Source organism: Streptomyces sp. Alt3 (assembly GCF_030719215.1).
Taxonomy (GTDB): Bacteria; Actinomycetota; Actinomycetes; order Streptomycetales; family Streptomycetaceae; genus Streptomyces; species Streptomyces glycanivorans.
This window is the reverse complement of the sequence record NZ_CP120983.1, coordinates 6,336,018-6,349,465: the sequence shown is the minus strand read 5'-3', so window position 1 is coordinate 6,349,465 and position 13,448 is coordinate 6,336,018. Positions and strand designations below refer to the sequence as shown.

Sequence of the window (13,448 nt, the reverse complement as noted above, 5' to 3'; positions counted from 1 at the left end):
GGGGGTCAGTCCTCCAGTGCGGCGAGTCCGGGAAGCGTCTTGCCTTCGAGGTATTCGAGGCTGGCGCCGCCACCGGTCGAGATGTGGCCGAATGCGTTCTCGTCGAAGCCCAGGATGCGGACGGCGGCAGCGGAGTCCCCGCCGCCGACGACGCTGAAGGCCGGGGAGTCGACGAGCGCCTGGGCCACGGCCTTGGTGCCCTCGGCGTAGTCGGGGTGCTCGAAGACACCCATCGGGCCGTTCCAGAAGACGGTGGCCGCGTCGGCGAGCTTCGAGGCGTAGAGCTTGTTGGTCTCCGGACCGTTGTCCAGGCCCATCACGCCGGCCGGGATGGCGTCGGCCGCGACCGTGCTGGGGTGGCTCGGGGCCTTGGTCCTGAGGTCCGGGAACTTCTCCGAGACGACGACGTCGACGGGGAGGACGAACTCCACGCCCTTCTCCTCGGCACGCCTGAGGTATCCGAGCACCGCCGGGATCTGGTCCTCCTGGAGGAGCGAACTGCCGACCTCGTGGCCCTGGGCCTTGAGGAAGGTGTACGCCATGCCGCCGCCGATCAGGATGCGGTCGGCCTTCTCCAGCAGGTGGTCGATGACGCCGAGCTTGTCGGAGACCTTCGAGCCCCCGAGGACCACGGCGTAGGGGCGCGTGACGTCCTCGGTGAGCTTCTTCAGGACGCCGACCTCGGTGGCGATCAGGGCGCCTGCCGCGTGCGGCAGCCGGGCCGGAAGGTCGAAGACCGAGGCGTGCTTGCGGTGGACGGCGCCGAAGCCGTCGCCCACGTACACGTCGGCGAGCTCGGCGAGCTGATCGGCGAAGGCGCCGCGCTCGGCGTCGTCCTTCGACGTCTCGCCGGCGTTGAAGCGGAGGTTCTCGATGACGGCGACCTGGCCGTCGTCGAGAGCAGCGACCGTGGTGCGGGCGGACTCGCCGACGGTGTCGGTCGCGAAGGCGACCTCGGCACCGAGCAGCTCACCCAGGCGGGCCGCGGCGGGGGCCAGCGAGAACGCCGGGTCCGGCGCGCCCTTGGGGCGGCCGAGGTGGGAGGCGACGACGACCCGCGCGCCGCCCTCGGCGAGCGCGGCGACCGTCGGGCTGACGGCGCGGATGCGGCCGTCGTCGGTGATCGTGGTGCCGTCCAGCGGCACGTTGAGGTCGGCACGGACGAATACCCGCTTGCCCGCGACCCCTTCGGCGAGAAGTTCGTCGATCGTCTTCATCTGTTCCCATACTCCTTGGAAGGACTGATGAGCATGCGAGGGGGCTCGAACGGCGCCGCGTCGCGCCGTCCGAGCCCCTTCACATCACACCTGGATGCCTGCCGATCCTAGGATCAGAGCTGGCCGCCGACGAAGACGGTCAGGTCGACGAGGCGGTTGGAGTAACCCCACTCGTTGTCGTACCAGCCGAGGATCTTCACCGAGTTGCCCTCCTGGACCATGGTCAGGGAGGAGTCGAAGGTGCAGGACGCCGGGTCGCTGACGATGTCCGAGGAGACGATCGGGTCCTCGGTGTAGGCCAGGTAACCCTTGAGGTCGCCGTCCTCGGAGGCCTTCTTGAACGCGGCGTTGACCTCGTCCTTGGTGACCTCGCGCTGCAGCGTCACGACCAGGTCGGTGGCGGAGCCGGTCGGGACCGGGACGCGCATCGCGATGCCGTCGAGCTTGCCCTTGAGCTGCGGGAGGACCAGGGCGGTCGCCTTGGCGGCGCCCGTCGTGGTCGGGATGATGTTCTCGGCGGCGGCACGGGCGCGACGCAGGTCCGAGTGCGGGAAGTCCAGGATGCGCTGGTCGTTCGTGTACGCGTGGACCGTCGTCATCAGGCCCTTGACGATGCCGAAGTTCTCGTCGAGAACCTTGGCCATCGGCGCCACACAGTTGGTGGTGCAGGAGGCGTTGGAGATGACGTGGTGGTTGGCCGCGTCGTACTTGTCCTGGTTGACGCCCATCACGATGGTGATGTCCTCGTCCTTGGCCGGAGCCGAGATGAGGACCTTCTTCGCGCCACCGGCGATGTGCTTCTCGGCGTCGGCCTTCTTCGTGAAGATGCCGGTCGACTCGATGACGATGTCGACGCCCAGCTCACCCCACGGGATGTCGGCCGGGTTGCGCTCGGAGAGCACCTTGATGGTGTGACCGTCGACGGTGATGGTGTCGGCGGTGTGGCTGACCTCTGCCTTGAGACGACCCAGAATGGTGTCGTACTTCAGCAGGTGAGCCGTGGTCGCAGTGTCACCCAGGTCGTTGACAGCCACGATCTCGATGTCCGCACCCTGCTCCAGCAGCGCGCGGAAGTAGTTACGACCGATGCGGCCAAAGCCGTTGATGCCTACGCGGATCGTCACGAACCGATCTCCTCGTTAGGAACGCCGGTTTCGATGCCGGCGAGTTTTATAGGGATGTCCCCGACCGCCTCCGACCCTACCTCTCCGAGGCCTCAGGAGTGACATCGAGAGCAGTGGTGCGAAGAGGGATGTCCTTACTCCCGAGTAGGAGCAGCGGATTCCGGCCGTATTCCGGCCCGGGAGGACGACGACGCGGATACCGGCGGAACGTGGTCACGAAGCGTCAACACCCCCCGGATCCGGTCCCCTTGCAGCCGACGGGCGGACGAAGACGGCTGTCGGCGCGTCATCACCGGGAGTCACGGACGCGGGCCCGGCCCGGACGGTTCCGCCGGATCCCCGCGGCGGCGACGGACACCGGTCGAGTTTCCGCACGAACCGGCCGCTCAATTGTGCGGAGTGCTACTCAATCGATAAAAACTCCGGGCGGCCTGCACACTTCCGGAGCACTCGTGTGACGAACCGCGGAGCACGCCGCTCATTCGTGCGGGGCTACACTCATACCGGCCGCGCAAGGCCGACTCATTCACGTCGAGCGGATCGCCGAGCGCGCCGATGTCGAGCGGATCGCGCCTGCCAATTCCGAAAATGCTCTCCGGCCGATTTCGAAATGGTTCCCGCCCAGGCGGCCCGGAATAGGAGCCCGCCACCGCCTCCCGCCCGGCACGGAACTGCCCCGGCCACCGGAAGGCGGCCGGGGCAGCAGTTCCTCGGCTGTCAGCCCACGAGGCCGTCGGCCAGCTCCTCGCCCAGAGTCGCCTCCGTGCCCGGGATACCGAGGTCCTGGGCACGCTTGTCGGCCATGGCCAGCAGGCGCCGGATGCGGCCGGCGACCGCGTCCTTGGTCAGCGGCGGGTCGGCGAGCGCCCCCAGCTCCTCCAGGGAGGCCTGCTTGTGCTCCATCCTCAGCCGTCCGGCGGCCGCGAGGTGCTCCGGAACCTCCTCGCCCAGGATCTCCAGCGCGCGCCCCACCCGGGCGCCCGCGGCGACCGCGGCGCGGGCGGAGCGGCGGAGGTTGGCGTCGTCGAAGTTGGCGAGCCGGTTGGCCGTGGCACGGACCTCGCGCCGCATGCGGCGCTCCTCCCAGGCCAGCACCGCGTCGTGGGCTCCCAGACGGGTCAGCAGAGCGCCGATCGCGTCACCGTCGCGGACGACGACGCGGTCCACACCCCGGACCTCGCGGGCCTTGGCAGCGATGGAGAGCCTGCGGGCCGCGCCCACCAGGGCGAGGGCGGCCTCCGGGCCGGGGCAGGTCACCTCCAGCGAGGAGGAACGGCCCGGCTCGGTGAGCGAGCCGTGGGCCAGGAAGGCTCCGCGCCAGGCGGCCTCGGCGTCGCAGGTGGCCCCCGAGACCACCTGCGGCGGCAGACCGCGGATGGGACGGCCGCGGCCGTCCACCAGACCGGTCTGGCGGGCCAGCTGATCCCCGCCCGCCACCACCCTCACGACGAACCGGGAACCGCGGCGCAGACCGCCGGGAGCCATCACGATCAGCTCCGAGCTGTGTCCGAAGATCTCCAGGATGTCCCGCTTGAGCCGGCGTGCCGCGTTCCCCGTGTCCAGCTCGGCCTCGATCACGATCCGGCCGCTCACCAGGTGCAGCCCGCCCGCGAACCGGAGGATCGCCGAGACCTCTGCCTTTCTGCAGCAGGTCCGTGTCACGGGAAGCCGAGAGATTTCGTCCTTCACCGCTGGCGTCATCGCCATGGGCCGATCCTTCCATGCATCCGAAAAATACGGTCGTACGCGGCGGCCAACAGCTCCGGATCATGAATCGGAACGCCGTCGGGTGAGGCCACGGGAGCCAGCTCGACCGCGGCTCCGAGCCGCTGGGCGGCGTCTGCGAGGGACTCACGGTCAGGCACGGCGGCCTGATCGGCCAGCACCACGTCCATGGCGAGTTTAGGGGCGTGTCGTCCCAAAACCTCCAAATGACGCTGCGGTGAGAAGCCATCTGTTTCACCGGGCTGCGGTGCGAGGTTCAACGAGAGGACCTTGCGGGCCTTCGTGGTCACCAGTGCGTCGAGCAGCTCGGGCACCAGTAGATGCGGAATCACGGAGGAGAACCAGGACCCCGGACCGAGAACCACCCAATCGGCGTCGAGCACAGCGGCCACCGCCTCGGGGACGGCGGGCGGATCGGCCGGGACGACGTGGACGGACTGCACCTCCCCGGGGGTCAGCGCCACCGTCGCCTGCCCGCGCACGGTGACCGTGTCATCGGGGCGCTGCGGGTCGTGGCCCCTCACCAGCGCCTGGAGCTCCAGGGGGACGGCGGACATCGGCAGCACCCTGCCGTGTGCTCCGAGCAGCTTGCCGACCAGGTCGAGGGCCTGCACATGGTCGCCCAGCTGCTCCCAGAGGGCGACGATGAGCAGATTGCCCACGGCGTGCTCGTGCAGGTCGCCCTTGGACTCGAAGCGGTGCTGGATGACCCGGGCCCATGTCTGGCCCCACTCGTCGTCCCCGCAGAGCGCGGCGAGGGCCTTGCGGAGGTCGCCCGGAGGCAGGACACCGAGTTCCTCGCGCAGCCGGCCGCTGGAGCCGCCGTCGTCGGCGACGGTCACCACGGCCGTCAGGTCGCCGGTGATCCGGCGCAGCGCCGTGAGCGAGGCGGACAGCCCCATGCCGCCGCCGAGGGCGACGACCTTGGGCTGCGCGCCGCGCTTGCGGCCGGAGAGCGCGGCCGTGGCCCTGCTCAGCCGGCGCTGACGCAGATTGCGACTGGTCACTCGCGCCCCATGTCCCGGTGGACGAGGACGGTCTCGATCCCTTCGGTGGCCAGCCGGGCGGCCAGCTTCTCCGACATCGCGACGGAACGGTGCTTGCCGCCCGTGCACCCGACGGCGATCGTCACGTAGCGCTTGCCCTCGCGGCGGTAGCCGGCGGCGATGAGCTGCAGCAGTTCCGTGTACTGGTTGAGGAATTCCTTGGCGCCCGGCTGGTCGAAGACGTAGTCGGACACCTCCTCGTTGAGCCCGGTGAAGGGGCGGAGCTCCGGGACCCAGTGCGGGTTGGGCAGGAAGCGGCAGTCGACGACGAGGTCGGCGTCGACCGGCAGTCCGTACTTGAAGCCGAACGACATCACGGTCGCCCGCAGCTCCGGCTCCTCGTCACCGGCGAACTGCGCGTCCATCTTGGCCCGCAGCTCGTGGACGTTGAGGCTGGAGGTGTCGATGACGAGGTCGGCATCGCCGCGCAGCTCACGCAGCAGGTCACGCTCGGCCTCGATGCCGTCGACGATCCGGCCGTCGCCCTGGAGCGGGTGCGGGCGGCGGACCGATTCGAAACGGCGTACGAGGGCGTCGTCGGAGGACTCCAGGAAGACGATCCGCCGGGTGACGTGCTTGGACTCCAGGTCCGCGAGGGACTCCCTGAGGTTGTCGAAGAAGCGACGGCCCCGTACGTCGACGACGACGGCGATGCGGGCGACGTTGCCCTGGGAGCGGGCGCCGAGCTCCACCATCGTGGGGATCAGTGCGGGCGGCAGGTTGTCGACGACGAACCAGCCGAGGTCCTCCAGACACTTGGCCGCGGTGCTGCGCCCGGCGCCCGACATTCCGGAGATGATCACCAGCTCGGGAATGGCCTGCGTCGCGGCCTCGGCCTTCTCCGTGGTGCTTCCCGTACTCACGTCTTCTGCTCCGTCTGCTCGGCCGCGGTCGTCCTGGTGTTCACGCGCGTGTTCGGTCATGTCCGGCTGCCCCCGTCGTCCTCTTCAATGATCTCTCCTGTGGCGGTGTTCACGGCGGGTGCGGCCGGGGCGGCCGCCGCGAAGGCGACGGCCACCGATTCGGCGGTCCTGCGCCCTATCCCCGGCACCTCGCAGATCTCGTCGATTGTCGCCTGCCGCAGCTTCTTGACGGAGCCGAAGTGCTTGATCAGCGCCTGCTTGCGGGTGTCGCCGAGGCCCGGCACGTCGTCCAGGGGACTGCTGCGGATCCGCTTGGCCCGCTTGGCCCGCTGGTAGGTGATGGCGAAGCGGTGGGCCTCGTCCCGGATGCGCTGGAGGAGGTAGAGGCCCTCGCTGGAGCGGGGCAGGACCACCGGGTCGTCGTCGTCGGGCAGCCAGACCTCTTCGAGGCGCTTGGCGAGACCGCAGACGGCGATGTCGTCGATGCCCAGCTCGTCCAGGGCACGCTTGGCCGCCGCGACCTGGGGCTGCCCTCCGTCGACGACGACGAGCTGCGGCGGGTAGGCGAAGCGCTTGGGACGGCCGTCGTCCTCGCGGGGTTCGTCGCGGGGTTCGTCGCTGACGGAGACGGGCTCCGCCGTCCCTGGCGCGGGCGGGGCGGGAACGGGGCCGGTGGGTGCAGGGGTCTCCTCCCACTCCCCCGTCCGCTCCTTCTCCTGGAGGTAGCGCTTGAAGCGGCGGCCGATGACCTCGTGCATGGACCGGACGTCGTCCTGGCCCTCGAACCCCTTGATCTGGAAGCGGCGGTACTCGCTCTTGCGCGCGAGCCCGTCCTCGAAGACCACCATCGACGCGACCACGTCGTCACCCTGGAGGTGTGAGATGTCGAAGCACTCGACGCGCAGCGGAGCGGTGCCGAGACCGAGCGCCTCGGCGATCTCCTCCAGGGCCCGGGAACGGGTCGTGAGGTCGGACGCCCGCCTGGTCTTGTGCAGCCCCAGCGCCTGCTGGGCGTTGCGCTGGACCGTGATCATCAGGTCCTTCTTGTCGCCCCGCTGCGGGATGCGCAGGCTGACCTGCGACCCCCTGCGGTCCGCGAGCCACTGGGACACGGCGTCGGGGTCCTCGGGGAGCGCCGGGACCAGCACCTCCTTGGGGACGGAGTCGCCCGCCTCCTCCCCGTACAGCTGCTGGAGCGCGTGTTCCACCAGGCCCGCCGTGTCGACGGCCTCGACCTTGTCGGTGACCCAGCCGCGCTGGCCGCGCACACGTCCGCCGCGGACGTGGAAGATCTGGACGGCGGCTTCGAGCTCGTCCTCGGCGACGGCGATCAGGTCGGCGTCCGTGGCGTCGGCGAGGACGACCGCGCTCTTCTCCATGGCGCGTTTCAGCGCCTCCGCGTCGTCGCGCAGCCGGGCCGCGCGCTCGTACTCCATCTCCTCGGCCGCCTGCATCATGTCCTTCTCCAGGCGGCGGATGTACGTGCCGGTGCGGCCCGCCATGAAGTCGCAGAAGTCCTCGGCGAGGTCCCGGTGTTCCTCTGGGGTGACGCGTCCGACGCAGGGGGCGGAGCACTTGCCGATGTAACCGAGGAGGCAGGGGCGGCCGGTCCGCTCGGCGTTCTTGAAGACACCGGCGGAGCAGGTGCGCACGGGGAAGACCCTGAGCATCAGGTCGACGGTCTCGCGGATCGCCCAGGCGTGGCCGTACGGACCGAAGTAGCGCACGCCCTTCTTCTTGGCGCCGCGCATGACCTGGACGCGCGGGAACTCCTCGTTGAGCGTGACCGCGAGGTAGGGATAGCTCTTGTCGTCGCGGTACTTGACGTTGAACCGGGGGTCGAACTCCTTGATCCAGGAGTACTCCAGCTGAAGTGCCTCGACCTCGGTGGAGACGACGGTCCATTCCACGGAAGCGGCCGTGGTGACCATCGTGCGGGTACGCGGGTGCAGGCCGGCCAGGTCCTGGAAGTAGTTGGCCAGGCGCTGGCGCAGGTTCTTGGCCTTCCCGACGTAGATCACCCGGCGGTGCTCGTCGCGGAATTTGTAGACCCCCGGGGAGTCGGGGATCTGTCCCGGCTTGGGGCGGTAGCTGGAGGGGTCTGCCATGTCTCACACCCTACTTGCGGGCGGTGACAGAGCGGCATTTCCGGGACGGACCGCGGCAGCCCGCGGGACGGGCCGTGCGGTCGCCGGGACGGACCGCGGCGGCGGGTGTGACGGTCAGGCGTCGGGGCCCGCGACCAGCTTCCCGCCCTCGATCTTCAGCGGGACGGAGGGCAGGGGCACGGTGGCGGGGCCCTGCAGCGCCTTGCCCGTGGTCATGTCGAAGCGGCTGCCATGGCACGGGCAGTTGCCCTCGTTGCCCTCGACCTTGTCGAGGAGGCAGCCGGCGTGCGTGCACTGCGCGCTGAAGGCCTTGTACCGGCCGGCGGCCTGGCAGCTCACCACGACGCGCTGCTCGCGGTAGAGCTTCGCCCCGCCGACCGGAACCTCCTCCGCGGCGCCGAGCTCCACGGGCGCGGTGGGCGTGGGCGTCTGCGCGTGGCCGAGCTTCGAGTCGGTGGAGCAGGCCGCGGCTCCCAGCCCGGCGGCACCGGCGAGAGCGGCGCCCTTCAGTACGGTGCGGCGGGCGGCGGGCAGGCCGGACATGCGGTCTCCACTGGTCGGGGGGACAGAGAGCCGCCGTCACCGTCCGGGCACACGGTGCCGCGGACTCCGGGCACAGGCCCCGGCCGAAGGCACGGGCGACAGACCCGACGATACCGGCGGAGAACGACGGCTCCTCGACCGGGCCCGGGGAGCGCCGACGGGCGGCGACGGTCGCCGCGGCCGTCCGCCCGCCGGAGAAGCCATGACGAGGGCCGGGGCGGCACCCTGATACGGATGCCGCCCCGGAACCGGACCGTCAGGCCTTCCGCGCGCGGGCGGCCTTCTTCGGCGCGGGCTGCTCGGCAGCCGCCTTCCCGGCCGTCCTGGCCGTGGCCGTCCTACGAGCCGTGGCCGCCTTGGCGGCGACGGCCTTCTTCGCGGGTGCCTTGCGGGCCTTCCGGGCGGCGGGCACTGCGGCCTCACCGATCCGGTCCGCGCCCAGGATGTCCTGGAGGAACTTCCCGGTGTGGCTGGCCGGCACCGAGGCGATGTGCTCCGGGGTGCCCTCGGCGACGACCAGACCGCCGCCGTTGCCGCCTTCGGGACCCATGTCGACGACCCAGTCGGCGGTCTTGACGACATCGAGGTTGTGCTCGATGACGATCACCGTGTTGCCCTTGTCGACCAGGCCCGAGAGGACCGAGATGAGCTTGCTGATGTCCTCGAAGTGCAGACCGGTCGTCGGCTCGTCCAGGACGTAGACCGTGCGGCCGGTGGAGCGCTTCTGCAGCTCGCTCGCCAGCTTCACCCGCTGCGCCTCGCCGCCGGAGAGCGTCGGCGCGGACTGGCCGAGCCTGACGTACCCGAGACCCACCTCGTCGAGCGTGCGCAGGTGGCGCGCGATCGTCGGGACGGCCTCGAAGAACTCCAGGCCCTCCTCGATCGGCATGTCCAGCACCTCGGCGATGGACTTGCCCTTGTAGTGCACCTCCAGCGTCTCCCGGTTGTAGCGCGCGCCGTGGCAGACCTCGCACGGGACGTACACGTCGGGCAGGAAGTTCATCTCGATCTTGATGGTGCCGTCGCCGGAGCAGTTCTCGCAGCGGCCGCCCTTGACGTTGAAGGAGAAGCGGCCCGGCAGGTAGCCGCGCACCTTCGCCTCCATCGTCTCGGCGAACAGCCTTCGGACGTGGTCGAAGACCCCGGTGTACGTGGCCGGGTTGGAGCGGGGCGTGCGGCCGATCGGCGACTGGTCGACGTGCACGACCTTGTCGACGAGGTCGTCGCCGTCGACCCGGGTGTGCCGTCCGGGCACCGACTTGGCGCCGTTGAGCTCACGCGCCAGATGCGTGTACAGGATGTCGTTGACCAGGGTCGACTTCCCGGAGCCGGAGACACCGGTGACCGCCGTGAGCACACCTAGCGGGAAGGAGACGTCGATGTCCTGGAGGTTGTTCTCCCGGGCACCGTGGACCGTGAGCCGGCGCTTCGGGTCGACCGGACGCCGGGTGTCCGGCATCGCGATGGCCCTCCTGCCCGAGAGGTACTGGCCGGTGATCGAGTCCTCGTTGGCCAGCAGGTCCTCGAGCGATCCGGAGTGGACGACCTTGCCGCCGTGCTCACCCGCGCCGGGGCCGATGTCGACGACCCAGTCGGCGACCTTGATCGTGTCCTCGTCGTGCTCGACGACGATGAGCGTGTTGCCCATGTCCCGGAGCCGGACCAGGGTCTCGATCAGCCGGTGGTTGTCGCGCTGGTGCAGGCCGATGGACGGCTCGTCCAGGACGTACAGCACGCCGACGAGGCCGGAGCCGATCTGGGTGGCGAGCCGGATGCGCTGCGCCTCGCCGCCGGACAGGGTGCCTGCGGCGCGGTTCAGCGAGAGGTAGTCGAGGCCGACGTCGACGAGGAACTTCAGCCGCTCGTTGACCTCCTTGAGTACCCGCTCGGCGATCTTCTTGTCGCGGGCGTTCAGCTTGAGGCGGCCGAGGAACTCGGCGCACTCGCTGATCGACATCGCGGCGACCTCGGCGATGGACTTCTCCATCACCGTCACCGCGAGGACCAGCGGCTTGAGCCGGGTGCCCTCACAGGTCGGGCAGGCCACCTCGCGCATGTAGCCCTCGAAGCGCTCCCTGCTGGAGTCACTCTCCGCCTCGGAGTGGCGCCGCTTGACGTACTGGACGGCACCCTCGAAACGGGGGGTGGTGTAGGCGCGCTCGCGCCCGTACCTGTTGCGGTAGCGGACCTCGGTCTGGATCTTGTGGCCGTGGAGCAGCGCCTTCTTGGCGCGCTGCGGCAGTCCCGCCCAGGGGATGTCCGTGCGGAATCCCAGCGCCTCGGCCAGGGCGGTGATCTGGCGCCCGAAGTACTCCTTGGTGTGGCCGTGGGACCAGGGGTGGATCGCGCCCTCGTCGAGGGACTTCTCCTCGTCCGGGACGATCAGGTCCGGGTCGACCTCCATGCGCGTACCGATGCCCGTGCAGTCGGGGCAGGCACCGAAGGGGCTGTTGAAGGAGAAGGAGCGGGGCTCCAGCTCCTCGAAGGAGAGGTCGTCGTACGGGCAGTAGAGGTGCTCGGAGTACATCCGCTCGCGCTCGGGGTCGTCCGCCTCGAGGTCGACGAAGTCGAGCACGACCATGCCGCCGGAGAGGCCCAGCGCCGTCTCGACGGAGTCGGTCAGCCGGCGCTTGGCGCTGTCCTTCACCGTGAGGCGGTCGATGACCACCTCGATGGTGTGCTTCTCCTGCTTCTTCAGCTTGGGCGGCTCGGACAGCTGGATGGTCTCGCCGTCGACCCTGGCCCTGCTGTAGCCCTTGGTCTGGAGGTCGCCGAAGAGGTCGACGAACTCTCCCTTGCGCTCCCGCACCAGCGGCGAGAGCACCTGGAAACGGCTGCCCTCGGGCAGCCCGAGCACCTTGTCCACGATGGCCTGCGGTGACTGGCGCGAGATCGGCCGGTGGCACTCGGGGCAGTGCGGCTTGCCGATCCTGGCGAAGAGCAGCCGGAGGTAGTCGTAGACCTCGGTGATGGTGCCGACCGTCGAGCGCGGGTTGCGCGAGGTCGACTTCTGGTCGATGGAGACGGCGGGCGAGAGGCCTTCGATGAAGTCCACGTCCGGCTTGTCCATCTGGCCGAGGAACTGCCGGGCGTACGAGGAGAGCGATTCCACGTAGCGCCGCTGGCCCTCGGCGAAGATCGTGTCGAACGCGAGCGACGACTTGCCCGATCCGGAGAGCCCGGTGAAGACGATGAGGGAGTCACGGGGGAGATCGAGCGAGACGTTCTTCAGGTTGTGCTCGCGCGCGCCACGGACGATGAGACGGTCGGCCACGCCGGTCCGCACCTTTCTGGAGAGAAGTGGGGGAACTGAGCCCCTGTCCCAGGGTATGGGGGGCGCCACAGCGATGTACGAAGCTTTCGACTCCGAGCGTATAGCACGCGCATTCGATTTACGGTCGACCGAAGACTCCATCACCCGAACGAGTGGCGGGGTCTACGCTCGGCCCATGACTGATCATGCGCGCGACCTGGAAGCTGTACGTGAAGCGACCGATCGGCTGCTCGGTGCCACGGGCAAGATGGACGACGGCTTCCTTGCCGAGCCGTCGCGTCTGCCGGGCTGGAGCCGCGGCCATGTTCTTGCCCACCTGTCACGTAACGCCGACGCCCTCGCAAATGTTCTCCAGGGGCGCCCGATGTACGCGAACAGCGAAACCCGGGACGCCGACATCGAGCGTGACGCCCCCCGGCCCCTGGCCGAGCAGGTCGCCGACCTGCGGGCGAGCGCCGCGGCCTTCATCGCCGTGGCCGAGGCGCCGGCGGACCGGGAACGCACGGTCACCCTGCGCAACGGTGTGACGGATTCGGCGTCCCGGATTCCTTTCCGCCGCCTGATCGAGGTGGAGCTGCACCACGTCGACCTGGGGGTGGGGTACGAGCTGGAGGCCCTGCCGGAGGAGTTCGTGATCCGGGAGAACGACTTCCTGGCGCAGCGGTTCGCGGGGCACCCCGACGTCGTCCCCACGACCGCGGTCACCGAGGACGGACAGCTGTGGACCACGGGCGGCGGCTCCGACGGCGCCGCGGTCACCGTCCGGGGAACGGCCACCGACATCCTGGGCTGGCTCTGCGGACGCCGTGACGGCTCGGCACTGACGGTGGACGGCGGCGGTCTCCCGGCGCTGCCCCCGCTATAGGCTGCGTCACATGACGTACAGCGGAACGGTCAAGGTCGGCGGACCTGCCGATGTGCACGAGCTGACGGATCTGATGATCTCCAAGGTCGCCGTCGGCCCGATGAACAACAACGCCTATCTGCTGCGCTGCCGGGCCACCGGCGAGCAGCTCCTGATCGACGCGGCCGCCGAGGCCGGCGTCCTGCTGCGGCTGATCGGCGAGGACGGCATCGCCTCGGTCGTCACGACGCACCGGCACGGTGACCACTGGCAGGCCCTCGGCGAGGTGGTCGCGGCCACCGGGGCGCGGACGTACGCCGGGAGGTACGACGCCGAGGGCATCCCGGTCCCCACCGACGAGCTCGTCGAGGACGACGGCACGATCCGGGTGGGCCGGGTCACGCTGACCGCCAGGCACCTGACCGGCCACACCCCGGGGTCCATCGCCCTGGTGTACGACGCCCCGCACGGAGCCCCGCACGTGTTCACGGGGGACTGCCTCTTCCCCGGCGGCGTAGGCAATACGCACAAGGACCCGGAGGCGTTCGCGAGCCTGCTCCACGACGTGGAGACCAAGCTGTTCGACCGGCTGCCGGACGAGACGTGGGTCTACCCGGGGCACGGTCACGACACCACGCTCGGCGCCGAGCGCCCTCACCTGCCGCAGTGGCGTGAGCGCGGCTGGTGACCCCTTGGGACGGCCG

General features: G+C 69.9%; 10 protein-coding genes. 2 read left to right on the top strand and 8 right to left on the bottom strand.

What is annotated here, in order from left to right; all coding sequences use genetic code 11:
- Nucleotides 1-5 precede the first annotated feature (5 nt).
- The 8 genes from P8A20_RS27975 to uvrA form a co-directional block, all read right to left on the bottom strand.
- A complete protein-coding gene (locus P8A20_RS27975) occupies nt 6-1,217 on the bottom strand; it encodes a phosphoglycerate kinase (protein ID WP_147962890.1) in 1,212 nt (403 codons plus the stop codon).
- Nucleotides 1,218-1,330: 113 nt separating this feature from the next.
- Complete coding sequence (gene gap / locus P8A20_RS27970; protein WP_147962891.1) at nt 1,331-2,341, bottom strand: type I glyceraldehyde-3-phosphate dehydrogenase; 1,011 nt, start codon at nt 2,339-2,341, stop codon at nt 1,331-1,333.
- 717 nt (nt 2,342-3,058) lie between these two features.
- Nucleotides 3,059-4,048 (bottom strand): DNA-binding protein WhiA, encoded by a 990-nt coding sequence (whiA, locus tag P8A20_RS27965; RefSeq protein ID WP_147962892.1) that lies wholly within the window; start codon nt 4,046-4,048, stop codon nt 3,059-3,061.
- Nucleotides 4,039-5,073: a gluconeogenesis factor YvcK family protein gene (locus P8A20_RS27960; RefSeq protein WP_147962893.1), complete on the bottom strand. Its 1,035-nt coding sequence runs from the start codon at nt 5,071-5,073 to the stop codon at nt 4,039-4,041. The genes whiA and P8A20_RS27960 overlap by 10 nt, the downstream gene beginning before the upstream one ends.
- Complete coding sequence (rapZ, locus tag P8A20_RS27955; RefSeq protein ID WP_147962894.1) at nt 5,070-6,035, bottom strand: RNase adapter RapZ; 966 nt, start codon at nt 6,033-6,035, stop codon at nt 5,070-5,072. The genes P8A20_RS27960 and rapZ overlap by 4 nt, the downstream gene beginning before the upstream one ends.
- A complete protein-coding gene (gene uvrC, locus P8A20_RS27950) occupies nt 6,032-8,083 on the bottom strand; it encodes an excinuclease ABC subunit UvrC (protein ID WP_147962895.1) in 2,052 nt (683 codons plus the stop codon). The genes rapZ and uvrC overlap by 4 nt, the downstream gene beginning before the upstream one ends.
- Before the next feature lie 114 nt (nt 8,084-8,197).
- Nucleotides 8,198-8,626, bottom strand: a complete 429-nt coding sequence (locus P8A20_RS27945; protein ID WP_147962896.1) for a Rieske (2Fe-2S) protein — start codon at nt 8,624-8,626, stop codon at nt 8,198-8,200.
- 256 nt (nt 8,627-8,882) lie between these two features.
- Nucleotides 8,883-11,900, bottom strand: a complete 3,018-nt coding sequence (gene uvrA / locus P8A20_RS27940) for an excinuclease ABC subunit UvrA (protein WP_147962897.1) — start codon at nt 11,898-11,900, stop codon at nt 8,883-8,885.
- A 175-nt stretch (nt 11,901-12,075) separates the two neighbouring features.
- Here uvrA and P8A20_RS27935 point away from each other — a divergent pair, with 175 nt between their 5' ends.
- Together P8A20_RS27935 and P8A20_RS27930 are read left to right on the top strand one after the other, a co-directional pair.
- A complete protein-coding gene (locus P8A20_RS27935) occupies nt 12,076-12,765 on the top strand; it encodes a maleylpyruvate isomerase family mycothiol-dependent enzyme (RefSeq protein WP_147962898.1) in 690 nt (229 codons plus the stop codon).
- Nucleotides 12,766-12,775: 10 nt separating this feature from the next.
- Nucleotides 12,776-13,432: an MBL fold metallo-hydrolase gene (locus P8A20_RS27930; RefSeq protein WP_306104449.1), complete on the top strand. Its 657-nt coding sequence runs from the start codon at nt 12,776-12,778 to the stop codon at nt 13,430-13,432.
- The last annotated feature ends 16 nt before the right edge of the window (nt 13,433-13,448 follow it).